We start from the raw sequence: 23,333 nt of genomic DNA, 5'->3' as shown, positions 1-23,333 counted from the left end.
TCTGTTCATTGGAGCTCTTATGAAACGCTTTACTGCTGTGCCCACCGCTTTGCTGATCAGCGCCATCAGCTCGCTGGCCAGTGCCAACCCGTCGAATTTGCCGCGCTACAGCTTTACCGATTTAGGCACACTGGGCGGGCCTGAAGCTAGCGCGCTGGACATCAACGATGTCGGCGATATTGTCGGCTGGTCTGATGTCGACAACGACAAAGCCTGTTTTACCGCCAGCGGGCCCATTAACTGCCATCATGCCTTCGTGATTCGCGACGGTGAAATGCATAGCCTTGGCCAAGGCCGTGATGATTCTCAGCACACACAAGCGAGCAAGATCAACAATCAAGGCCACATCATTGGTTACAGCCGAGTCGTATATCAGCAAGGCTGGCAGTACTTGCCCTGGCTATTTAGCGAAACCGACGCCACGCCACTGCCCTTGTTAAGCGACGAAGCCGGTAGCAACGCGATGGCCACCAACATCAATGAACTGGGCGACATTGTCGGCTGGGCGGATGCCAACAGCGGACAAGACACCGCCGTCATATGGCGTGATGGCGAAGTTTGGCCCATTGCCGAGCACGAAAGTTTTTACCGCCGCGCCAGCGCCACCAATAACCTTGGCGACATCGCCGGTTTTGAATACGAGCGCTGGTCCGGCAAGCCCAATCGCGGTTTTGTGCAAACCCTATTTGGCTTTAGCATGCTTGAAGCCGACGAAACCTTGTGGAGTGAAGCGCAGGAAATAAACGACTTTGGCGTAATTGCTGGCTCCAGCACCGACCGCCCATTCTCGCCCCAACAAGCCACGCTGTGGCTACCCGGCTTAGATGGCCAACTGGATAAGCATATTATTGGCACTTTAAGCCAGCAGCTGGGAAGCTCGTCTGAGTTTCTCGACATTAACTTGGCCGGTATGGCCGTTGGCTTTTCAGCCGACAGCAACGCCGTCAGTGCGATTCTCTACCTTGATGGACAGCTGCTGGACCTAAACCGCCTCACACACGTCGATGGCCAGCTAACCCAAGCCACCGGCATTAACCTGCAAGGTCAGATTGTCGGTAGCTACCTTGATCGCCAAGGGCGTCAACGCGCTTATCTGCTGACCCCTATGGCGGACTAACCAGATGGCCGCCTACGCGGTCACCCCGTTTTGCACTGGCGCATGTCGCATCGCTCCCGTACTCTTGCTGCATGCCTGAAGATATTATTTTTGCCTTTTTCATCGTATTTGCCGGTGCAGCCGTATTTGCCACGGTTGCACTCTACACGCGCCAGCCACTCATCATTGCCTACATTGGCTTAGGCGTACTGGCTGGCCCCTTTGGCATGGGCTGGATCGAGCATCCAGAAGCACTGTCGCACATGTCCCATATCGGTATTATCTTCTTACTGTTTTTGCTCGGGTTAGACATGCAACCCAAGGCGTTGCTGGCTGTGCTGCGCCAAGCCACTTCCGTCGCCCTGCTCAGCTCACTGGTCTTTGCTGCCAGCGGCTTTGTCATAGCCTGGGCCTTTGGATTTGGCTTACTCGACAGCATCATCATTGGCCTTGCCATGGTGTTCTCGTCCACCATCATTGCGCTCAAATTACTGCCCACCACCGTGCTGCATCACAAGCACATGGGTGAGCTGATGATCGGCCTGCTGTTGATTCAGGACATTCTCGCCATCGTTACGCTGATCGTATTGGGCTTTATGGCAGGCGATCAGGACATTCCACTGTGGCAACCCTTACTGGCAATGCCCCTGCTGGCGGGCAGCTGTTACGCAGCCGTGCGCTGGCTGTTGCTGCCACTGATACAGCGCTTTGATCGCTTTCAAGAGTATCTATTTATTCTTGCGATTGGCTGGTGCTTAGCCATTGCCGAAGCAGCTGCCAAGCTGGGGCTAACCTATGAAATCGGTGCGTTCGTCGCCGGCGTGGCCTTGGCCACCAGCCCAGTAGCGCAATTCATTGCTCTGAGCTTAAAGCCACTGCGAGACTTTTTCTTAGTGATGTTCTTTTTTGCCTTGGGTGCCGGCTTAGATCTGGGCTTGCTGTCGGATGTTTTATTGCCAGCCAGCTTGCTGGCAGCCGCCGCTTTGGTGGTAAAACCCATAACCTTAAGATACCTGCTTGCGGGGTTCAGCGAGCACCCTAGGTTGGCTTGGGATGTGGGCTTTCGCCTGGGGCAAATCAGCGAGTTTTCATTGCTGATCGCCTTTGTTGCCAGTGAAAGCGGCCTGTTAAGCCAGCCCGCATCGCTCACCATTCAGGCCACCGCCATCATCACTTTTGCCATTTCCAGCTACATCGTGGTGTTTAACTACCCCAACCCGATTGCCGTTAAAGACCATTTGCGCCGCGATTAATCGCGGCTCAAGTCCAAACGGTAGCGACCAACGCCCTGCCCTTGCAACAGCGCATCGAGCACCTTAGAAAGCTCACTGCGGCCAATGTCTGTGACCAGCTCATTCAACAGAGGCAATGACCAATCGGAGGCGGCTTTATCCAGCACCGCTTGTTTAAGAGCGCGTGGAATTTCCACGGAGTCAACGCCCAGCACACTGACGCCGCGCAAAATAAACGGGAACACGCTGACATCAAAGTGGGTGCCAGCAATCATACCGCAGGTGGTCACCGCACCTTCTGGGTGAATTTGCGGCACCAAGGCGGCCACTAAATCACCGCCAACGGTGTCGACCGCCGCCTGATACTGAGTGCGAGCCATGGCTTTGCCTTTGACCGCTAAAATATCATCGCGGCTAACCACGCTGGTGGCACCTAACCGGCTCAAGAAATCGCTTTGCTCTGCCTTGCCTGAAACCGCTGCCACCGAATACCCCAAACGCGCCAACAAGGCCACGGCCACTGAGCCGACACCGCCGGTTGCACCGGTGACCACCACTGGGCCATTGCTCGGTGCAATGCCATTACGCTCCAGTTTCATGACACTCAAGGCAGCGGTAAACCCAGCGGTGCCCCAGGCCATGGCATCAGCACAGCTCAAGCCTGGCGGTAAACGCAGCACCCAGCTGGCTGGCACTCGAATGCGTTGGGCAAAACCGCCATCGGTGTTCATGCCCAGGTCATAGCCAAACACCACGACCTCATCGCCGGCGCTGAACTCATCAACCTCACTGTTGACCACACGCCCAGCGGCATCAATGCCCGGCGTATGCGGGTAATCACGGGTAACGCCGCGATTGCCGCTGTATGACAGCGCGTCTTTATAATTCACCGATGAGTATTGCACCTCTATTTCGACGTCTCCTTCGGGCAAGGCAGTGCGTTCCACCGACTGCCATTGACCTTGAAAGCCTGTGTCCGTCTGTTCTACCCGAAATGCCGAAAACATAAGTTACCCCTTTGAATGCAATTGACGGTTGGCCATGGTCAGCAAGCGCACACCGGCTTTTTCAACGCCTGCTTGCACTGCCATCCCCAGCTTTTCTTGCAATGATTTACGCTGCTCGTAGCGCACCGTAAATACATCCGCATGGTCGCACGCATGGATCAGGTAATCGTCACTGGTGCCCACGTCATCGACCAAACGATATTCCAGCGCTTGCTGGCCATACCAGATATCGCCGGTGGCCACGGCTTCTAGATCCACCCGCGGACGGTACTGCTGCACATGCTGCTTGAACAGCTGATGAGTATCCTCCAAATCGTGTTGGAATTTCTCTTTGGCTTTGATCGTATTGTGCCCAAACATGGTCACCGTGCGCTTGTATTCACCGGCGGTGAACATTTCAAAATCAACGTCGTTTTTCTTAAGCAGGCGATGAAAGTTTGGCAGTTGAGCCACCACACCGATGGAGCCGATGATGGCAAAGGGCGCAGCGACGACTTTATCTGCCAAGCAAGCCATCATGTAGCCACCGCTGGCGGCAACTCTGTCGACGCATACCGTCAGATGAATACCACTGTCACGAATGCGTTTGAGCTGTGACGCCGCCAGGCCATAGCTGTGCACCATGCCACCGCCGCTTTCCAGTCGTACGACGATCTCATCTTCTTTGCGGGCAAAGGTCAGCACGGCGGATATTTCTTCGCGCAGAAGATCAACGTCACTGGCGCGAATATCACCATCAAAGTCAAGCACGTACACACGCTTGCGCGCTTCCGGCAGTGGTTCCATGCCATCTTTGGCGCGTTTTTTCTCAGCCTTGCGCTTGGCTTTTTGCTCTTTCTTTTCTTGTTTTTGTAACTGCTTTTGTACTTCTTTGTCGCACACCGCTGCCCGCAGCTGTTGCTGATGATCGTCGAGCTCGTCATTCAACTTTTTAATGTTGAGCTCGCCATCGCTGTCGCTGCGGTTACGCATGCTCAAAGAGGCAATGCCGCCGATGACCACCAGAATGGCGATGACAATGGTTACTGCTTTGAGGACAAACAAACCGTAGTCCGCTAAGAATTCCACCCGTGATTTCCTTCCATCTTGAGTTAAAGCGCAAGCATAACTGAAGCCGCTGCCGCGCACACCCGTCAACGACGGACAAGGCATTCAAACAAACGTATGAATTTTGATTGACACCCAACAGGGCTGCACCTAGAGTGTTGCCGTCTGGCTGCAGACGCGCGCGGGATGCTGACCCAGTGTTTTCCGACGTCAGCTGTACTCCTGCCAGCCGAACCCTTGATCTGACAAGTATTAAAAAGGAACCACTCATGGCATCTGTTGCAGAAATCATTGAAACCATGAACAGCAAGTTCAACGCCGACGCTGCTGCCGGCCTGGACCTGATTTTCCAGTTCAACATCGAAGACGGTGATACTTACCACTTGGTTGTTAAAGACGGCACTTGTGCTGTTGAAAAAGGCGAGAACGACGACGCCAACGTTACCCTGATTATGAACACCGAAACTTTCGAAGGCATCGCAACTGGCGAAACCGACGGCATGCAAGCGTTTATGTCTGGTCAACTGCGTGTTGAAGGCGACATGATGCTGGCGACCAAACTGGGCGAACTGTTCCCAGCGTAAGCTTGATCACCAGGGGCCCTGCTCCTGGTGTTTTCTTCCCCTCCTGTTGTCTGCTCTTGTTAATTCTCCGCTTTCCTCTTCGCACCACCCATCGATGGTTTTTTCCTTTTCAAGCGCGCACAAAAAAACCCGCGATGAACGCGGGCTTTTTTAGCCAAGCAACCTTAGCTATCGCTACCACGGATTTCAGTGGTATTACGGGCATAGCCTTGGTAGCTCAACATATCTAAACGTGAGCGACGCATGCGCAGCTCTTCCAGACTGCCGTCTTCCAAGCTTTGCTCCTGCCAGGCCACGGACTGAATGCGATCCACCACCACGGCACTGTGGCCACCGGGTGTTGCGATGGCATCCGCCTTGCCTTCTGCCAAGGCAAACGCGCGCTGCTGCACTGCACGCGGCGCATCGCTGCTGGCAGCGGCCTTATTGCTGACAGATTGCCATGCATCCACACTGGCTGGGTCTTCAGCAGCACTTTGAGCCAGCTGCTGCGCCTGCTCGGCGGCGCGCTCACGCTTGAGCAGCGCGACAACCCTCTCACGCACTTCAGCCAACGGCTGAGTTTGCTGCGGCTGGTGCTGATCCACCATCAATACGACGGCGCCATCATCCGTTTCAATCACGTCCGACAACTCACGATCGAGCAGTACGTTATCAGCAAACGCCGCTGCCCGAACCCTCGAATCCGAGGCAACGCCTTCACCTTGCTGACGGCTAAACGCAGTGGATGACTGCACCGGCAGCGCCATCGCTTCGCTGATATCGCTCAGCTGGCGCGCTGAAAACGCTAAGTTCGACAACTCTTGCAATTGCTCAGCGTAAGCCAGCTCTGCTTTGCCATTGCGGATTTCATCTTCCAGCTCCGGGCGAACATCGGCCAGTGACTTCGGCTGCTGCCTTTGAACACCATCGAAGCGAATCACGTGATAACCAAACTCAGTTTCAACCGGATCACTCACGGAGCCTTCTTCTTGCATGGCGTACAGTGCGTTTTCAAACGGCTCAACGAAGGTGCCGCGCGCCGCTAAGCCCAAAGAGCCGCCGCTGCTGCGCGAACCGATATCATCAGAATACTCTTCCGCTAAGGCCGCGAACGACTCACCGTTGCGAGCACGCTCAGCCAACTGCTGAGCCAACTCACGCGCTTCGCTATCGGAACGCTCGCCATTGGCCTCAATCAAAATATGGCTGGCTTCACGCTGTTCGTTGTCTGCCAGATCAGCTTGATAGTCGGCATAGGCTTGCTCGATGTCTTCGTCCAGAACCTGTTGACGCTCAGCCAACTCACTCAAACTTAAGCGCACGTAATTTACGGTCACTGTTTCAGCGGTTTGGAATTGGTCTTGATTGTCTTGGTAGAACTGCTCGACATCGGCATCGCTGACTTCGATGTCACCTTCCAGATCGGCAATGCGATATTCGACATAGCGATATTCACGCTGCTCTTCTGCTAACGCTTGAGCCAGCTGACCACTGAACGGTACTTCTATACCACTCAAGACCAACGCTGCACGCGCTTGGTTCATTTTCAAATCAGCCGCTAGGTCTTCGCGATAAGACAAGGGCGTCCAGCCATTCATGCGCAAGATGCTCACAAAGCGATCTCGATCAAACTTGCCATCCACCTGAAACGCTGGCGTATTGACAATCACTTGATCAAGTTGCGCCGTTGAAATGGCCAACCCCATATCCTCAGCCGCTTGCAGTGCCAGCTTTTGCTCAATTAGCTGCTCTACCGCGGTACGACGAAAAAACTCATCATTAAACAAGCTGTCGTCAAACTGGTCGCCAAACTGGCGGCGCATGTTGTTCTTCTGCTGTTCAACTTGACGTGTTATTTCTAACTCTGAAACGTCGTAATCACCGACCGTGATAGGTGCGTCATCGCCCCCACCTAAGGTGACGATGCTTTCAACACCCCACAGTGCGAATACGATAATAATAAAACCAACAATGACTTTGGCGACAATGCCCTGAGCATTGTCACGCATGGTTTGTAACATGATTCCTCCGTTGACTGTGCGCAACCATTTCTATGGCAAACACAAAAAAAGCGCATCCCGGGATGCGCTTTTTAATTTGGCGGACCGGACGGGACTCGAACCCGCGACCCCCGGCGTGACAGGCCGGTATTCTAACCAACTGAACTACCGGTCCTTATTCAGTTGGCTTAGTTGACCGCGTCTTTCAGTGCTTTACCGGCTTTGAAACTTGGTACTTTGGCCGCTTTAATTTCAATCGGAGCACCGGTTTGTGGGTTACGACCGGTGCGGGCAGCACGCTCTTTAACTTGGAAGGTGCCAAAACCTACCAGCGCCACTTGCTCACCCTCTTTCAGGGCTCCACCGATAGATTCGATCATGGCATCCAGTGCACGTCCAGCGGCCGCTTTTGGAATATCAGCAGACGCAGCAATCGCGTCGATCAGTTCAGATTTATTCACACTTATCCCCTTACTCTGTGCGCAAAAAAGAATTCTTGTTGTGCGATTGGGCGATCGCTACAGGAACGTCAAATAGAGCGATGATTTATACCAAGCACCCCTGACAGCGTCAATGGGTGCTCGGGCGGCTTTTGTCATCTTTCTGGGCCGCCGTCTCATCTTTGTTGATTAATTCACCAGTGGCAACTTCCGGCAGGCTTTCCAAGGCCAACTCAAGCACCTCGTCGATCCAATCCACAGCCACAATGTTAAGCTCTGCCTGAATATTCTCTGGAATATCTCGCAGATCTTTTTCATTTTCCTTAGGAATAACAACCGTCTGAATACCACCGCGATGCGCCGCCAGTAGCTTTTCTTTCAAGCCGCCAATCGCCAGCACCTTACCACGCAAGGTAATTTCACCCGTCATCGCCACGTCTGCGCGCACTGGAATACCCGTAATCACAGACACCAACGCCGTTGCCATACCGATACCGGCACTTGGGCCATCCTTTGGTGTTGCGCCTTCAGGCACATGGATGTGCAAATCATGCTTTTCAAAGTATTCATTATCGACGCCCATGCCTAATGCACGGCTACGGACAACCGTGAGCGCCGCCTGAATGGACTCTTGCATGACATCACCGAGCGAGCCCGTTTTGATGGTGCGACCTTTGCCCGGAGTTGCTGCGCCTTCTAGCGTTAACAGCTCACCGCCAACGGAGGTCCAAGCCAAACCGGTAACTTGACCCACTTGGTTTTCTTGGCCTGCCAGTCCGTAGCGATATTTGGTAACTCCAAGGTATTCTTGCAATAACTCACTGTCGATACTGCGCGTTACCGCTTCTTTGGCCAACGCGTTAGCTTTGACGACACGGCGACACAGTTTGGCAATTTCACGCTCTAACCCGCGCACACCCGCTTCGCGGGTGTAGTAGCGAATAATGTCACGCAATTGCTCTTCACTGAGCTCGATTTCATCAGGCTTAAGGCCATTGGCTTTAATCTGCTTGGGCAGCAAATAGCGCTGAGCAATATTGACCTTTTCGTCTTCCGTATAACCTGGAATTCGAATGACTTCCATCCGGTCCAATAATGGCCCAGGAATATCCATGCTGTTGGAGGTACACACGAACATTACATCGGACAAATCAAAATCGACCTCAAGGTAGTGGTCCGCAAACTGGCTATTTTGCTCAGGATCCAGCACTTCCAACAACGCCGATGCTGGGTCACCACGATGATCCATGCCCATTTTGTCTATTTCATCCAACAAAAAGAGCGGGTTTTTCACGCCAACTTTAGACATTTTCTGTACCAGCTTACCTGGCATAGAACCGATGTAAGTACGGCGGTGGCCACGAATTTCAGCCTCATCTCGCACGCCGCCCAGTGCCATACGCACAAACTTACGATTGGTAGCACGCGCCACTGACTGCCCCAGCGACGTTTTACCAACGCCAGGAGGGCCCACTAGGCATAAAATAGCGCCACGTACTTTTTTCACTCGACCTTGCACGGCCAAGTATTCCAAAATTCGCTCTTTGACCTCTTCTAGGCCGAAGTGGTCTTCGTCCAGAATCTGCTCGGCTTTTTCTAAGCTGTGATTCACACGCGAGCGCTTTTTCCAAGGAAGATTCACCAGCCAGTCGAGATAACCGCGCACAACCGAAGCCTCTGCTGACATAGGCGACATCATGCGCAGCTTTTTCAGTTCCGCTTCTGCTTTTTCGCGCGCTTCTTTTGTCATTCCAGACGATTCAATTTTATCGACAATCTCGTCAAACTCATTGCCGCCGTCTTCGAGATCGCCCAGCTCTTTTTGAATGGCCTTCATTTGCTCATTCAAGTAATACTCGCGCTGGCTTTTCTCCATCTGTTTTTTGACCCGACCGCGAATGCGTTTTTCCACTTTTAACAGGTCAATTTCGGATTCCATCAACTCCAGCAAGTGCTCAACACGCTCACGCGCATCCAACATTTCCAGCACTTCCTGTTTTTCTTCAAGCTTAAGTGAAATGTGAGCGGCGACGGTATCTGCCAAGCGACTGGCGTCTTCAATACCAGAAATCGTCGATAGCACTTCACCAGGCACCTTTTTCGACAATTGCACATATTGTTCAAAATTGCCGGTCAAAGTCCGCACCAGCACTTCGTTTTGGCGCTCTGAAACCTGCTCATCGCCAATCACCGACAAGCCCGCACGCATCATCTCTTCCTGATGCTCGACACTATCAAGCTGGGCCCTAACGTCTCCCTCGACCAGTACTTTTACCGTACCATCAGGTAGCTTCAGCAACTGCAAAATGGTCGCCACAGTGCCCATGCTATACAGGCCGTCGAGCTCGGGTTCATCATCCGCAGCATCCTTTTGCGCCACCAACATGATGCGCTTATCGGACTCCATCGCCTCTTCCAAGGCGTTGATCGACTTCTCGCGCCCGACAAACAGAGGAATAACCATCGATGGAAATACCACCACGTCTCTCAGTGGCAGCAGGGGTAATACTTCACGTGTCATCAAACATACCTGAATCGAGTGTATGAACTGATATTGGGGATGGAACGCCGTAAATACAAGCGCCAGATAAAACAAAAGGAGCTTGCGCTCCTTTTGTCAGCTAGCTAAACGACGATCTTTAGTCGTCATCTGGTGAGACTTTGCCCACATCAGCGCTCTCGTAAATAATCAGTGGCTCGGCATCGTCATTGATCACAGACTCTTCAATCACAACCTTGGCTACGTGTTCTTCCGAGGGGATGCGATACATGATATCCAGCAACGCACCTTCCATAATGGAACGCAAACCACGCGCACCGGTTTTACGTTCCATGGCACAGTTGGCAATCGCTTCGAGCGCGGCATCACGGAACTCTAGTTCTACCGATTCCATCTCGAACAACTTCTCGTACTGACGCACCAGAGAGTTACGAGGTTCTGTCAGTATCCTCACCAAAGCATCACTGTCGAGTTCATCCAATGTAGCAACCACTGGCAAGCGGCCAATAAACTCAGGAATCAGGCCGTACTTCACCAGATCTCCCGGCTCAACATCACGCAGAACATCGCCCACTGCTTTTTCGTCTTCTTTGCCTTTCACCGTGGCTGAGAAGCCGATACTACTCTTTTCAGAGCGATCACGAATGATCTGGTCCAAGCCAGCAAACGCGCCGCCACAGATAAACAGCATATTGCCGGTATCCACCTGCAAAAATTCTTGCTGAGGATGCTTGCGCCCACCTTGGGGTGGAACGGAAGCGACGGTTCCCTCAATGAGCTTCAGCAACGCCTGCTGAACCCCTTCGCCCGATACATCACGGGTAATGGATGGGTTGTCCGATTTACGAGAAATCTTGTCAATTTCATCAATGTAAACAATGCCACGCTGGGCTTTGTCGACATCGTAATCACACTTCTGCAAAAGCTTTTGGATGATGTTTTCAACATCCTCACCCACGTAACCCGCTTCTGTCAGTGTGGTGGCATCTGCGATAGTAAAGGGAACATTCAACAGGCGGGCCAGCGTTTCTGCCAGCAAAGTCTTACCACTGCCTGTCGGACCGATCAGCAGAATATTGCTTTTTGACAGCTCTACGTCTGACTTACCACCACTAAACTGCAAGCGTTTGTAGTGATTGTATACTGCCACCGCCAGCACCATTTTGGCTTTGTCTTGGCCGATGACGTATTCATCCAGCGTCGCCTTAATTTCTTGCGGCGTCGGCAGCGCATCACTGCTACCTTTACTTTCCGCTTCCTGAACCTCTTCGCGAATGATGTCGTTACACAGGTCGACACACTCGTCACAGATGAACACCGATGGCCCAGCGATCAGTTTGCGTACTTCGTGCTGACTCTTACCGCAAAACGAGCAGTAGAGCAGCTTCCCGCCATCATCACCTTTGCCTTTTGTATCGTCGGTCATTCGACTGCCTCATTACGCTTGAGCCTGAAGGCATCAGGCTCGATCTTGTTTCAACCTTTCCAGGTCACAATAGCCTATCAGCGCTTTTCCAGCACCTGGTCAATTAGACCATATTCCATAGCGGCCTGAGCATCCATGAAATTATCACGCTCAGTATCTTCAGCAATGGTTTCGTAGGCTTGCCCAGTATGTTTGGCCAGAATGCTATTCAAGCGTTCCTTAGTGTCTTGAATATTCTTGGCATGAATCAGGATATCAGTCGCCTGACCTTGCGCGCCACCGGATGGTTGGTGAATCATCACCCGAGAATTAGGCACACTGTAACGCTTACCCTTGGCACCAGCAGCCAATAGGAAAGCACCCATGCTACAGGCTTGGCCGATTACCATAGTGCTTACATCCGGCTTAATAAACTGCATGGTGTCGTAAATAGACATACCTGCCGTTACTGATCCACCTGGTGAGTTAATATACAGGTGGATATCTTTATCAGGGTTTTCCGATTCCAGAAACAGCAACTGAGCCACGACCAAATTGGCCATATGATCCTCAACCGGACCAACCAGAAAGATCACGCGCTCTTTCAGCAAACGGGAATAGATATCGTAAGAACGCTCGCCGCGGGCAGATTGCTCTACCACCATGGGCACCAGACCACTGGCTTGAACGATATCGGCTTGTTGCTTATTGGAGTCAATCATTCGACTCAGTACTCCCTCGGCAGTTTGGAATATCAGCTCTTTAGCTATAAAAACAGCCGCATCCATAACGGAGCGGCTGTTAACAGTTTAGCCAGTTGAGCGCTACTTGTCAGTGGTTATAACAAGATTAGGCCGGCTGATTTGCAGCTCGGATCACTTCTTCATAACTTGACTCAACGTCACTGACCTGGGCTACCGCCAAGACTTTCTCTACCACCTGCTCTTCAAGCGCCAGCGCCTCAACTTGAGATTTCTGCTCTGGATTGTTGTTGTAGTACTCACGCACCTGCTCGGGTTCTTGGTAAGTCGCAGCCACTTCTTCGATCAGCTGCTCAACTTTTTCAGCAGAAGGCTCGATGTTTTCAGCTTCGATAGCCGCATTCATCAGCAGACCAATACGCACACGCTTTTCCGCCTGCTCTTTGAACAGTTCCGCAGGCAGCTGCTTCGGATCGAACTGCTGTGCACCACCAAACTGTTGTACCGCTTGCTGACGCAGACGGTCGATTTCTTGATCAATCAAAGAGGATGGCACGTCGATATCGTTGCTATCCAAAAGGCCCTTGATGACTTGCTGCTTGTTCAAGGTACGGATAGCGCGATCCAGCTCACGCACCATGTTCTTGCGGATCTCAGTGCGGAACTCAGCTTCGTCAGCGGTTTCTACACCAAACTCATTGAAGAAAGCTTCGTTCAACTCAGGCAGCTCAGGTGCTTTAACCGCATTCACCTTAATCTTAAATTGCGCCGCTTTACCCTGCAGATCTTCTTTTTGGTAGTCTTCAGGGAAGGTCACCTCAATGGTGGTTTCAGCGCCAGCTTCCACACCCACAAGACTCTCTTCAAAACCTGGGATCATACTCTTTGAACCGAGAGTGAGGTCATAGCCTTCTACCTTACCGCCTTCAAAAGCCTCACCGTCGATGAAACCTTCGAAGTCGATATTAACCTGATCGCCATCTTGCGCGGCCGCACCACTGTCTTGCCATTGCGCTTTTTGCTTACGCAAGGTCTCGACCATTGTTTCCAAGTCTTCATCCTTAACTTCAGCAGACTTGCGCTCTACCGCAATCTTGGAGAAATCCGCCAAAGCAATTTCGGGATAGACTTCAAAAGTCGCTTTAAACTCTAAGTCCTTGCCGTCTTCATCCAAGGTTGGCTCGAAACGAGGCATACCGGCCAGCTTAACATCCTGCTCTTGCACAGCCTGAAAGAACGACTGCTGCATTTGCTGATAAACCGCTTCTAGACGTGCTTGCTTACCAAACATGCGCTTAGCCACTGAAGGCGGCAGAGGCTTATTTTTACGGAAACCGTTGACGCGTTGGCCTTTAGCAATGCGCTTCAGCTCAGATGTTACTTTTTCTTCCAGTTCCGCTGCAGGAACGCCAATGGTCATACAACGCTCAAGACCAGAGGTTGTCTCAATGGACACTTGCATAGATGCCTCTCAGTACAGTGAATCTCATACCGGCCATTCCCTTGGAAACAGCCACCGTTATTTAAAGGTCGCGGATTATATCGCGCCCACCCAGCAAATGCTAACTGAGTCGCGCGCAGGTCAGATCAAGAAAAATACGTACAAAAAATGTCTGTGCTGATCAGAGTGATCAACCTGCGCACCCCGAAAATCATATTCCGAAATGGGGCTCTGTTAGTGGGTATTAACCTGAGAGGCTAGAAGAAATGGGGTGGCTGACGGGGATCGAACCCGCGACCACAGGAATCACAATCCTGGGCTCTACCAACTGAGCTACAGCCACCATATTTTGATGCCACTGCCTGCGCGTGGCGCACCCGGCAGGGCTCGAACCTGCAACCCTCGGCTTAGAAGGCCGATGCTCTATCCGGTTGAGCTACGGGCGCATGGCCATTTAATTGTTGCAATTAAATGGTCGGGGTAGAGAGATTCGAACTCCCGACATCCTGGTCCCAAACCAGGCGCGCTACCAGACTGCGCTATACCCCGATATCTCCTTGACGAGTTGCCCCGAGCAAGTGGCTGCGCATGTTATAGATGCCGCCTAAAGCCGTCAACATTTTTTTTAAAAATTCTTTAAAAACAATCGCTTCCCTCATTTCTGGGGGCACTCGAGCCGGTTCCACCTTTGTTTTACCCGACTCCCATGAGAAAATCCGCGCCCTCTCTTTATGAACAGGTAATTGTGCAATCATGACTGCTCAGTTGATTGACGGCAAAGCCCGGGCGGCGGCAATCCGGGAAAGCATAAAACAACAGGTTAGCGACCGCATCCAGGCCGGCAAACGCGCTCCCGGCCTTGCGGTTATTCTCGTCGGCAGCGACCCTGCATCTCAAGTGTATGTTTCTCACAAGCGCAAGGATTGTGAGCAAGTGGGATTTGTCAGCCGTGCGTACGACCTACCTGCTAACACCTCTCAGCAACAACTCCTCGATCTAATCGACGAACTTAACAGCGCTGATGACATCGACGGCATCTTGGTGCAGCTACCACTGCCACAAGGTCTGCAAGCTGACGAGATTTTGGAGCGCATTGCCCCAGCTAAAGATGTTGACGGATTTCACCCATTTAACATCGGTCGCTTAGCACAACGCATGCCACTGCTGCGCCCCTGCACGCCGGCAGGTATCGTCGACCTACTCGATACCACAGGTGAGCCGGTGCGCGGCCAGCACGCTGTTATCGTCGGCGCTTCCAATATTGTTGGCCGACCGATGAGCCTAGAGCTACTACTTAAAGGCTGCACCGTTACCACATGCCATCGTTTCACTCACGATCTGGAGTATTTTGTTAGCCAAGCAGACATTGTCGTGGTCGCCGTCGGCAAACCAGGATTGGTTAAAGGGGAGTGGATCAAGCCAGGCGCTGTTGTCATTGATGTGGGAATCAACCGCACTGAGGACGGCAAGCTGATAGGTGATATAGAGTTTGAGGTCGCCGCTCAACGCGCCAGCCACATTACCCCCGTACCTGGAGGCGTGGGCCCGATGACGCGAGCAAAGCTACTGGAAAACACCCTAATTTCTTGCCGCAATCGCGATTAACCTGATACGGCAGTGAATCACCACTGATTCACTGCCGCTGCTGCGACATCATTCACCGGCTTAACGGTCAGACCACGACCACCGGCCTCCACGGCATAAACAGCCCCATTGACCAGCGGCATATATACAGCACTGCCGAACTCTGGCTGCAACCACAGCGGCAAGCCCCGCAGCAGTTGCCAGATATCTACCCAGCGCGACTGCTCCAAAGTATGCACGGAGCGTGGTGCCGTACGCTCTTGCTCTAGCGTTAGGTAACGCCCACTCAAACGCTCCAAGCGATACAAGGGAGCACTGCCCAAGGCTGCAACCGGACCACGCCAGTGCAATAAGCGCACATCCAACTGCCATTGATCCCCACGTACCTCAAAGCGTTGCTCGCGCCCCTCTTCGTCGACAATGGTCAGATCGTATAACTGATCGTCAATACGAAAGCTGGACACGGTCGCCAACGGATGCTGGCGTTGCATTTGCTGATAACTCCAAACATCCATGAGGGCCAGTATCATCCATACGCAAGCAGCCAGCGCCAGCATACCGGCCGTGCCTTTTAGCCACTGACGAAACCAACCATCACCGCGCCAAAAGCCAGCTACCAGCATCAGCCCGAGCAGCACCAGCACGATAAGAGCACCTGTCAAGGTCTGCAGCAACATACTCAGCGTGCTCGCAACTGCTCAAGACTATCGGCTGCTAACGCCAGTGCATCATCTGCCGAGGCCGATTGGCCAGACAGGGAATCCAAAAAGTACTCAATGCCAGTCACTGCGTCTGCAAAAGCCTCCATCTGTGACTCACCGGGCTCCAAGCTGCCATCTAGGACCGCAGCTATAAAGCTGTCCAGCTCATGCAGCATTTTGCACACGCGTTCATTCTCAAGAAACAACAACGCACCTGCGACATCACGCAAGCTCTTACCAACATTTTTGATGTGAAGCTTATCGCCACTGGAATCAAGGAAAGAGCCTACTGCACGCTTAATCAATGTCAGCGCCGTCATCGACTCAGACACCACTGCAATACGCGCCTCATTGAGGCTAATCGGGTCGACTAGGCTCTCACCCTCCAAGTTATCTTGGGTTAGACCAAGAATATCCTGCTCAATGGTCATCACCTCATCAGCTAGATAAGGCAGCTCTGATTCTAGGCCATTGACACCTATTTGCTTTAAACGCTCACACAGCTGCTGAGTTCGGTAAGACGCATCATTTAAATTGGTCACCAGCAAGGTATCGCCGATACGATCCAAGGACTCCAGCAACTCGCCAAGCGACGACTCAGACGCTTCAGTGCGCTCAATCAGATCGATCTGATCTTTTACTGATTGCATTTCTTCCTGCAATGCCTGCGACAAAGACTCCAGCGCCGACTGGTCTGGCCCGTGTAAGCGCGCGCGCGACTCAGATAACATCCGCTCTTTAACGCCATTGCCAATACGGAAGGTGTTCTGCACCGCATCCACAACAGGCTCACCACCTTCAGCCAGCGACACAATATAGAGCAGCTCTTTTAACAGCCAATCGGGCATCTTTTCATTAAAGGCCCTACCCTCAGTGTCTTGAATGCGACGCACTTGACGATCCAACAAGCCCATTAAGCGCAAGCGGGTACCCGTCATCTCAAAGGCGTCTTCCGATAAGGCCTCTAATGCCGCCGTCGCCACATACCAAAACGGCCACGATGCTTGCGACCGGCTGGCCTTTTCAAAACGGCGCACAGCTCGCAGCATGACCTGTAACGGGCCGCGTCGGCCATCATTACGAATCAAGCCAATCAAGCCCAATTGGTAGAGCTGACGCGCTCTGCGAACTGAAAAGTTTCGAGCTTGTGGCTCAGCCTGTGGTGAGTTCAACTGCGGACGCAAGTTGACTAAAAAGAAATACGCCTCTGGCAGCGCCTTCTCGCTACGCTCAGCACGAACCTCATTGATCGTTGGCAGCAACAAGCTTGGTGCCACAGCTTTACCACTGATCACAAAGTCTATGTAGCGCTTCAGGAACAGCACGGCTTGAGTAAACACTGACAGTGTTTTCTCCGGCATCATCCGCCCTTTCTGTGCCCGCCCAGTTTCAGCCAACTCTTCGCACAGACGCTCTCCAGCGCGAAAATCGAGCATTTTAAAGGTGCCACGCACTTGCTGGATTTCTTCCAGAAAGGCTTTTAGCTGTTCTGCGTCACCCGACTCTGAATAAGTATCCAACTGCAATGCAGCCTGATCCAAGGCATTGGCCACTTCGACCCGCACCAAGTTCAAGGACGCTGCAAACTGGGATACATCACTTCCTGTTTTTATGTCAGCCATTCTACCATTCAACTTTTATTGCAGCCGGCATCAGCACGACTATATACCGAAAGTGTGGCAGCTCACACTGCCACCCATAAGCACATCTAATAAGACCGCTGGCGACACGACGGGTCGCACTAAACCAACCGCCATGGTAACAGGAGCTGCCGCTATAGGCCTCGCCACAGTGCGCCATCACTGGATCGATCGATTAAGTCCAGCATAGCCTCGTGCGCCTGCAAGGCCTCCGCTCCTGCCCTTACTACTGGCAAATTGACACGCGCTGCATCGACTTGCCCGAGCTTGTCTTCGACCTTGACTTCGTCGTCTTCATCATCCTCGACGCTTAACATCAAGTCGGTTTGACCACCTGTCATCATCAAATAGACGTCGGCCAGAATCTCAGCGTCCAGCAAAGCGCCGTGCAACTCGCGATGACTGTTGTCAATATCATAGCGCTTACACAGCGCATCGAGACTATTCCGCGCCCCCGGGTACATATCCCGAGCCATCACCAAGGTATCAAGAATGGTGCAAAAATCGCGAGTTGACGACTGCCCAAGACGGGCAAACTCCGCATCCATCATACCTACATCGAAAGGGGCATTGTGAATCACCAGCTCAGCACCAGCGATAAAGCTGCGAAACTCGTCAGCAATTTGTGCAAAAACAGGCGCACCTTGCTCAATCAGCCATTCATTGGTAATACCATGAACTTCGGCAGCTTCCGCATCGATATCACGCTGCGGATTAATGTAGCGATGAAAATGCCGCCCCGTCAGCTTGCGCTCCAACACCTCGACACAACCAATTTCAATAATACGGTGGCCGTCGCCGATACCTGTGGTTTCTGTATCCAGTACAACTTGTCTCATGTAAAGGCTCTTACCCGTTACTGATTACCGGCACCGCACTCTGCGACACCGCGATTTGCCAGCGCATCTGCACGCTCATTCTCGGCATGGCCGGCATGCCCTTTTACCCAGCGCCATTCCACTTGGTGGCGTTGCACAGCCTTATCCAAAGCCTGCCATAAATCTTGATTCTTGACGGGCTGCCCAGCGGCTGTCTTCCAGCCTTTTTTCTTCCAGCCGGCCAACCACTGCTGAATACCCTGCTTGACGTACTGAGAGTCCGTCGTCAACACCACCTGACAAGGGCGCTGCAAGGCATCCAAACCGCGCAATGCCGCCGTTAACTCCATTCGATTATTGGTCGTCAACGCTTCGCCACCAAAGAGTTCCTTTTCATGCTGACCATAGCGCAACAAACAGCCCCAGCCACCTGGCCCAGGGTTTCCCTTACAGGCACCGTCGGTGTACAGCTCAACTTTCATACTACTCTCTTTTCCGCTCAAGGCAGCGGACTGCAGCCCGCTGGCGCCGGAATAGTAAAGCCATTATCGGCGACTCGCCAGCGCCGTGTCCGGATACGCGTCACACCTGCGATAGTTTTTCTAGCAACCAACAGGTAAGCATTGCCAGGCAACCAACGCCGTCCCATTAAAACCCGGTCAATGCGACGACTCAGCCCTTCATTAAACGCTTTGATAGGCCACAAATGGGCTATGTTTTGCACACTTTCAATACGAAAGTCGAGTAATGTAAGCCAATCGCACAAGCGCCCAGCAGATACAGTATTGCTTAGCCAGGGCAGCTCCGAAGAAAAAGTACGCAACCAGCGCTGCGCACCCCAGAAGCTCCAAGGATTAAAACCGACAATGATCAAGTAACCACTGCTGACTAAGCAGCGAGAGGCCTCACGCACGAGTTGATGCGGCCTGCGACTCATATCCAGCGTGTGCTGCAGCACCACTAAATCAAGCGATTGATCCATCAGCGGCCAAGCATCTGGATTCATCCGCATGGCAGCCACTTGCTCCGCTGACTGCCAAGGCAGTGCGGTGGTAAAAACGTGCGACATAGGACTATGACGCAAGAAACGCGGCGCCGGATCAACACCGGCATACAGTAGCTGCTCGCCGTCTAACTGGGCCAGCCAATCGCCTAGCCAGCCCGCCTCCAACGCTAACAAACGCTGCGCCGATGGTTTTTGCAGCCAGTCAGTGTAATGACGATGGTCGATGCGGTTACCGTACTGAGCCATGCTTCTCCTTGACAGTTGCGCAGTTGCCTGCCCCTAAGCAGGCCTTTAGACTGCCAGTTTTCGCAAACATTGTAACGGTATGAGAATCATCAAACTATGGCTGGTGGCCGGCGTCATCAGTGGCTGCGCGCAGCATCCTACGCAGACCACCGTCACTCAGCCAGAGCCAACGCACCAGTCGCCCATTGACATCACCGCTCACCCCGAAACGTCAGACAGCACGTTACAACACCAAGATGTGTGGCAACGCATTCTGGCGTCTTACCGCCTAGACATCGACCAAGATCAGCAGCGCATTACCTCGCAGCTAAACTGGTATAAATCGCATCAAGGCTATCTCGATCGCGTTGCCGACCGCAGCCAGCGCTATCTGTACTTTATTGCTGAACAAATAGAAGCCAGAGACATGCCAGGCGAGCTGGCATTGTTGCCCATTGTCGAAAGCGCCTTTGATCCATTCGCCTACTCTCATGGTCGTGCCGCGGGCGTTTGGCAATTTATTCCCTCTACCGGCCGCAGCTTCGGCCTGCATCAAGATTGGTGGCACGACGGACGGCGCGACATTCGTGCCGCCACGGAAGCTGCGCTGACTTATTTAGAGCGCCTACAACGCCAGTTCGACGGCGACTGGCTACTTGGCTTGGCAGCTTATAACTCGGGCGGCGGCACCGTGCGCAAAGCCATTCGCAAAAATCGCCGCTTAGGCAAACCCACTGACTTTTGGTCGTTGGAGCTGCCGCGAGAAACGCGCGCCTATGTACCCAAGCTGATCGCCCTCGCACGCTTATTGCGTGATGCAGAAAAGTATGACGTACGCTTTAAGCCCGTGGCAAACGAGCCTTATTTTGCCGTGGTCAACACCGGCGGCCAGATAGATCTGTCACAGGTAGCACAGCTAGCGGATACCCCCTTGGATGAGATTTACAAGCTCAACCCCAGTTTTAACCGCTGGGCCACGCACCCAGAAGGCCCCCACGAGGTGTTGGTGCCGTATAAGGCCGCCACGGTATTCAATCAAAATCTGGCGCAGTTACCCGAGTCGGCGCGGCTAAAATGGCAGCGCTACGTGGTCCGACGTGGGGATTCTTTAAGTACCATTGCTAAGCGCTTTCACACCACACCGGCGGCACTGCAGCAAACCAATCAATTGCGCGGCAGTATTATTCGTGCCGGACAAGCACTACTGATTCCATCGGCGATGCAGCCCGCAGCCAATTACGCCTACAGTGCACCACAGCGCTTAGAAAGGTTAAAAGAGCGGCGCAAGCCCTCCAGCAACAGCCAGCGCATCAGCTACCAAGTGCGCAGCGGCGACAGTTTCTGGAGCATCGCCCGCCAGCACGACGTCAGCGTGCGCGACATCACTCGCTGGAATGGCATGGCACCGGGCGACCCAATCAAGCCTGGGCAAACACTCACCATCTGGAGCAAAAACAGCCAGCCTACCCAGGCGCAGCGCGAAGTCATTCGCAAGGTACGCTACACCGTACGCAATGGGGATTCACTGGCTCGCATCGCTAGCCGCTTTAATGTGCGCCTGTCGGATGTCAAACGTTGGAATCGACAATTGGCCCGCAATAAGTATTTGCAGCCAGGCCAGCGTCTGACGCTGTATGTTGATGTCACTCGCTAGCGACTGACTTTTTCTTAACAGGAACGAATCTGTGTCAAAGGCAGGGATTGCTTACCAGAGCGACAGGAGACTAACATGGCGCCCATGCGTCTGCTCCTGCTGCTACTGATCACCCTGACTTCCCACTCATGGGCACAAGTGCCCGTGCGTTATCTTTATGATTTACCAGTAATCGATTGGCAGTCACTCCCGCGCCCAGAGGCTAAGCTTCAACAGCCAGCAGACAGCGGCGGAGTCATGCGCTTGGCGCTCACTCCTTTTCCAGCGGCGGTGCAGCGCTTGAGTGAACTGCCACAACACAGCGACTGGCTGGAGCGCTTGCAGATGCCGCTTGCATTGCAGCATCAAGGTGGCTTGCACAGCGGCTTACTAGAGCGCTGGGGGCAACAGCAACAGCGCCTGTATTTGCAGCTCAACCGTCAAGCACGTTGGTCCGATGGCGTTCGTCTGACCAGCCGCGACCTGGTCTTCACCCTGCAGCAGCATGGCCCGTCGAATCTGATCGCCATCGAGGTGTACTCAGAGCAGCACGTAGCACTGCAATTTAGCCAGCTAGCGCCAGAGCACCTAAGCCAGCTGGCACCCTTGCGTTTGCTACCCGCGCACTATTACGAAGCTTTCAACGCCTCGCCAGATGCCCTGCGCTGGCAACCGGAGCCCACCAGCGGCCCCTATTACATCGACTCAGTGCAGCCAGGTGAAGCATTGGTATTGCGCCGCACACCGAACTGGTGGGCAGCCGAGCAATTTGTTGGTCGCTTTCGCATCGCCACCATTCGGTTGCAGCAAATCGACCCCAACCAACAATGGCCTGCTTTGGTGCGCGGCGAAATCGACTGGCTGCAGTTTCGCTATTTAGAGGACCTCAGCCCGCTGCGCCAACGCGCTCGCAACTACCGCATGCAGATATGGCAACAACCCAGCACCAACCCACCGTTTGTGATACTGGGGGCCGGCCATGATAAGTCGTCTGTTTTGGCACAGCAGTTACGCAGCTATTTTGATGGCCAAGCCAGTGCCGCGGTCGAGTTCCACCCGCCAGTCACCCTGCTGCACCCACCAGGGCTGCTGCAGCCCGAAAGCCAAGCACTGGCCGACTTTTTAACTGGTCAAGGTTTCCAAGTACGCCCACGCAGCGCTGGTTTGTTGGAAGACAGCGCAAGTAACGACATCATCATCAGTCATGTACAAAACCCAGATCAATTAGCACAACCACACTGGTCATTGCCCAGCCAACCCAACACGCTGCTGGTGTGGAACTGGCTGCAACTGCCTGACGGAGCGCCGTCAGCCGATCCATTTGATTTGCACCATGGCGGCTACCTTTATGTTGATGGTCGTCAGCGCAATGCTATTTTATCCCGTCCTGACAGGCGCCGCGCCCAGGACGTTTCCATCCGTACACTCAACGCAACGCGTGAATCACAGCAATAAGGTATAACCACTATGGGAATGTTATCCGGTAAAAAAGCACTGATTGTAGGTTTAGCCAGCAAACACTCCATTGCCCACGGCATCGCCGAAGCTTTTCACCGCGAAGGTGCAGAACTGGCATTCACCTACCAAGGCGAAAAACTAAAAGACCGGGTTGAGAAAATGGCGGCTGGCTGGGGCTCCGAGCTGTGCTTCCCATGCGACGTCAGCTCCGACCAAGAAATCGATGCGGTTTTCAAACAACTGGGCGAGCACTGGCAAAACATCGACATCATTATCCATTCCGTGGGCTTCGCTCCTGGCCATGAGCTGGACGGCGACTATCTCGACGTCACTACCCGCGAGGGCTTTCACATTGCCCATGACATCAGCGCTTACAGCTTTGTCGCACTGGCTAAGGCCGCCAAGCCCATGCTCAGCGAGGGCGGCTCCTTGTTGACGTTGAGCTACCACGGCTCACAACAAACCCTGCCCAACTACAACGTTATGGGCTTGGCCAAAGCTTCACTGGAAGCCTCAGTACGCTACTTGGCGGGCAGCTTAGGCAAAGACGGCATTCGAGTGAACTCTATTTCTGCCGGCCCCATCAAAACCTTGGCCGCATCGGGCATTAAGAGCTTCCGCAAAATGCTCAAACACAATGCCGATCGCGCGCCTTTAGGCCGCAACATCACCACATTAGAAGTCGGCAACACCGCGGCATTTTTATGCTCAGATTTAGCCTCAGGCATTTCAGCACAAAACATCTACGTGGATGGCGGTTTTAACAGCTGCGCTATGTCGATGCAGGAAATGCTCGACGAATAAGCCTAAAAAAGCCGCATGATTATGCGGCT

21 protein-coding genes and 4 tRNA genes are annotated in these 23,333 nt (G+C 53.2%); 7 read left to right on the top strand and 18 right to left on the bottom strand.

Going from position 1 to position 23,333, the window contains the following annotated elements; all coding sequences use genetic code 11:
• Window positions 1–19 precede the first annotated feature (19 nt).
• Both IE090_RS06230 and IE090_RS06225 read left to right on the top strand, forming a co-directional pair.
• The gene (locus IE090_RS06230) at window positions 20–1,117 is read left to right on the top strand and encodes a DUF3466 family protein (RefSeq protein ID WP_189387506.1); all 1,098 of its coding nucleotides are present in this window, start codon (window positions 20–22) and stop codon (window positions 1,115–1,117) included.
• Window positions 1,118–1,188: 71 nt separating this feature from the next.
• The gene (locus tag IE090_RS06225; RefSeq protein ID WP_189387505.1) at window positions 1,189–2,349 is read left to right on the top strand and encodes a cation:proton antiporter domain-containing protein; all 1,161 of its coding nucleotides are present in this window, start codon (window positions 1,189–1,191) and stop codon (window positions 2,347–2,349) included.
• On the opposite strand, the gene IE090_RS06220 is transcribed toward IE090_RS06225, so the two are convergent.
• Both IE090_RS06220 and sohB read right to left on the bottom strand, forming a co-directional pair.
• Window positions 2,346–3,335, bottom strand: a complete 990-nt coding sequence (locus IE090_RS06220) for a YhdH/YhfP family quinone oxidoreductase (protein WP_189387504.1) — start codon at window positions 3,333–3,335, stop codon at window positions 2,346–2,348. The two genes, IE090_RS06225 and IE090_RS06220, sit on opposite strands and share 4 nt — an antisense overlap.
• A gap of 3 nt (window positions 3,336–3,338) precedes the next feature.
• Entirely contained in the window at window positions 3,339–4,403 is a 1,065-nt protein-coding gene (sohB, locus tag IE090_RS06215; RefSeq protein ID WP_189387503.1) for a protease SohB, read from the bottom strand.
• 248 nt (window positions 4,404–4,651) lie between these two features.
• On the opposite strand from sohB, the gene IE090_RS06210 reads away from it, so the two are divergent.
• Entirely contained in the window at window positions 4,652–4,966 is a 315-nt protein-coding gene (locus tag IE090_RS06210; protein WP_189387502.1) for an SCP2 sterol-binding domain-containing protein, read from the top strand.
• 164 nt (window positions 4,967–5,130) lie between these two features.
• On the opposite strand, the gene IE090_RS06205 is transcribed toward IE090_RS06210, so the two are convergent.
• The 11 genes from IE090_RS06205 to IE090_RS06155 form a co-directional block, all read right to left on the bottom strand.
• Window positions 5,131–6,969: a SurA N-terminal domain-containing protein gene (locus IE090_RS06205; RefSeq protein WP_189387501.1), complete on the bottom strand. Its 1,839-nt coding sequence runs from the start codon at window positions 6,967–6,969 to the stop codon at window positions 5,131–5,133.
• 77 nt (window positions 6,970–7,046) lie between these two features.
• Window positions 7,047–7,123, bottom strand: a tRNA-Asp gene (locus IE090_RS06200).
• 13 nt (window positions 7,124–7,136) lie between these two features.
• Window positions 7,137–7,409: an HU family DNA-binding protein gene (locus IE090_RS06195; RefSeq protein WP_189387500.1), complete on the bottom strand. Its 273-nt coding sequence runs from the start codon at window positions 7,407–7,409 to the stop codon at window positions 7,137–7,139.
• Window positions 7,410–7,518: 109 nt separating this feature from the next.
• Window positions 7,519–9,909, bottom strand: coding sequence for an endopeptidase La (gene lon, locus IE090_RS06190; RefSeq protein ID WP_189387499.1), 2,391 nt, complete (start codon window positions 9,907–9,909; stop codon window positions 7,519–7,521).
• 118 nt (window positions 9,910–10,027) lie between these two features.
• Window positions 10,028–11,314 carry an ATP-dependent Clp protease ATP-binding subunit ClpX gene (gene clpX, locus IE090_RS06185; protein WP_189387498.1) on the bottom strand — a complete coding sequence of 429 codons (1,287 nt, stop codon included), beginning with the start codon at window positions 11,312–11,314 and terminating at the stop codon, window positions 10,028–10,030.
• Between the two features lie 77 nt (window positions 11,315–11,391).
• On the bottom strand, window positions 11,392–12,015 hold the full coding sequence (gene clpP, locus IE090_RS06180; protein ID WP_189387734.1) for an ATP-dependent Clp endopeptidase proteolytic subunit ClpP: 624 nt from the start codon (window positions 12,013–12,015) through the stop codon (window positions 11,392–11,394).
• Window positions 12,016–12,142: 127 nt separating this feature from the next.
• Entirely contained in the window at window positions 12,143–13,456 is a 1,314-nt protein-coding gene (gene tig, locus IE090_RS06175; protein WP_189387497.1) for a trigger factor, read from the bottom strand.
• A 246-nt stretch (window positions 13,457–13,702) separates the two neighbouring features.
• Window positions 13,703–13,778: transfer RNA gene (locus IE090_RS06170), tRNA-His, on the bottom strand.
• Between the two features lie 26 nt (window positions 13,779–13,804).
• A tRNA-Arg gene (locus tag IE090_RS06165) sits at window positions 13,805–13,881 on the bottom strand.
• Window positions 13,882–13,907: 26 nt separating this feature from the next.
• A tRNA-Pro gene (locus IE090_RS06160) sits at window positions 13,908–13,984 on the bottom strand.
• Window positions 13,975–14,190, bottom strand: a complete 216-nt coding sequence (locus tag IE090_RS06155) for a hypothetical protein (RefSeq protein WP_189387496.1) — start codon at window positions 14,188–14,190, stop codon at window positions 13,975–13,977. The genes IE090_RS06160 and IE090_RS06155 overlap by 10 nt, the downstream gene beginning before the upstream one ends.
• Here IE090_RS06155 and folD point away from each other — a divergent pair.
• On the top strand, window positions 14,189–15,040 hold the full coding sequence (gene folD, locus IE090_RS06150; protein WP_189387495.1) for a bifunctional methylenetetrahydrofolate dehydrogenase/methenyltetrahydrofolate cyclohydrolase FolD: 852 nt from the start codon (window positions 14,189–14,191) through the stop codon (window positions 15,038–15,040). The two genes, IE090_RS06155 and folD, sit on opposite strands and share 2 nt — an antisense overlap.
• 17 nt (window positions 15,041–15,057) lie before the next feature.
• On the opposite strand, the gene IE090_RS06145 is transcribed toward folD, so the two are convergent.
• From IE090_RS06145 to IE090_RS06125, 5 genes are all read right to left on the bottom strand, one after another.
• The gene (locus IE090_RS06145; RefSeq protein WP_189387494.1) at window positions 15,058–15,696 is read right to left on the bottom strand and encodes a hypothetical protein; all 639 of its coding nucleotides are present in this window, start codon (window positions 15,694–15,696) and stop codon (window positions 15,058–15,060) included.
• 2 nt (window positions 15,697–15,698) lie between these two features.
• Complete coding sequence (locus tag IE090_RS06140) at window positions 15,699–17,342, bottom strand: FimL-related protein (protein ID WP_189387493.1); 1,644 nt, start codon at window positions 17,340–17,342, stop codon at window positions 15,699–15,701.
• A gap of 152 nt (window positions 17,343–17,494) precedes the next feature.
• On the bottom strand, window positions 17,495–18,199 hold the full coding sequence (dnaQ, locus tag IE090_RS06135) for a DNA polymerase III subunit epsilon (RefSeq protein WP_189387492.1): 705 nt from the start codon (window positions 18,197–18,199) through the stop codon (window positions 17,495–17,497).
• A gap of 17 nt (window positions 18,200–18,216) precedes the next feature.
• Entirely contained in the window at window positions 18,217–18,660 is a 444-nt protein-coding gene (gene rnhA / locus IE090_RS06130; protein ID WP_189387491.1) for a ribonuclease HI, read from the bottom strand.
• 17 nt (window positions 18,661–18,677) lie between these two features.
• Complete coding sequence (locus tag IE090_RS06125) at window positions 18,678–19,430, bottom strand: class I SAM-dependent methyltransferase (protein WP_189387490.1); 753 nt, start codon at window positions 19,428–19,430, stop codon at window positions 18,678–18,680.
• 79 nt (window positions 19,431–19,509) lie between these two features.
• Here IE090_RS06125 and IE090_RS06120 point away from each other — a divergent pair, with 79 nt between their 5' ends.
• The 3 genes from IE090_RS06120 to IE090_RS06110 all read left to right on the top strand — a co-directional run bounded on the left by IE090_RS06120 (window position 19,510) and on the right by IE090_RS06110 (window position 23,304).
• Complete coding sequence (locus tag IE090_RS06120; RefSeq protein WP_189387489.1) at window positions 19,510–21,063, top strand: lytic transglycosylase; 1,554 nt, start codon at window positions 19,510–19,512, stop codon at window positions 21,061–21,063.
• 75 nt (window positions 21,064–21,138) lie between these two features.
• Window positions 21,139–22,497: an ABC transporter substrate-binding protein gene (locus tag IE090_RS06115; RefSeq protein ID WP_189387488.1), complete on the top strand. Its 1,359-nt coding sequence runs from the start codon at window positions 21,139–21,141 to the stop codon at window positions 22,495–22,497.
• Between the two features lie 12 nt (window positions 22,498–22,509).
• On the top strand, window positions 22,510–23,304 hold the full coding sequence (locus tag IE090_RS06110; RefSeq protein WP_189387487.1) for an enoyl-ACP reductase FabI: 795 nt from the start codon (window positions 22,510–22,512) through the stop codon (window positions 23,302–23,304).
• Window positions 23,305–23,333: the final 29 nt, after the last annotated feature.

Origin of the sequence: Bacterioplanes sanyensis (genome assembly GCF_014652515.1) — a bacterium.
Lineage (GTDB): Bacteria > Pseudomonadota > Gammaproteobacteria > Pseudomonadales > Oceanobacteraceae > Bacterioplanes > Bacterioplanes sanyensis.
Note: the sequence above shows the minus strand (reverse complement) of the source record. Positions and strands in the feature narration are given on the sequence as shown.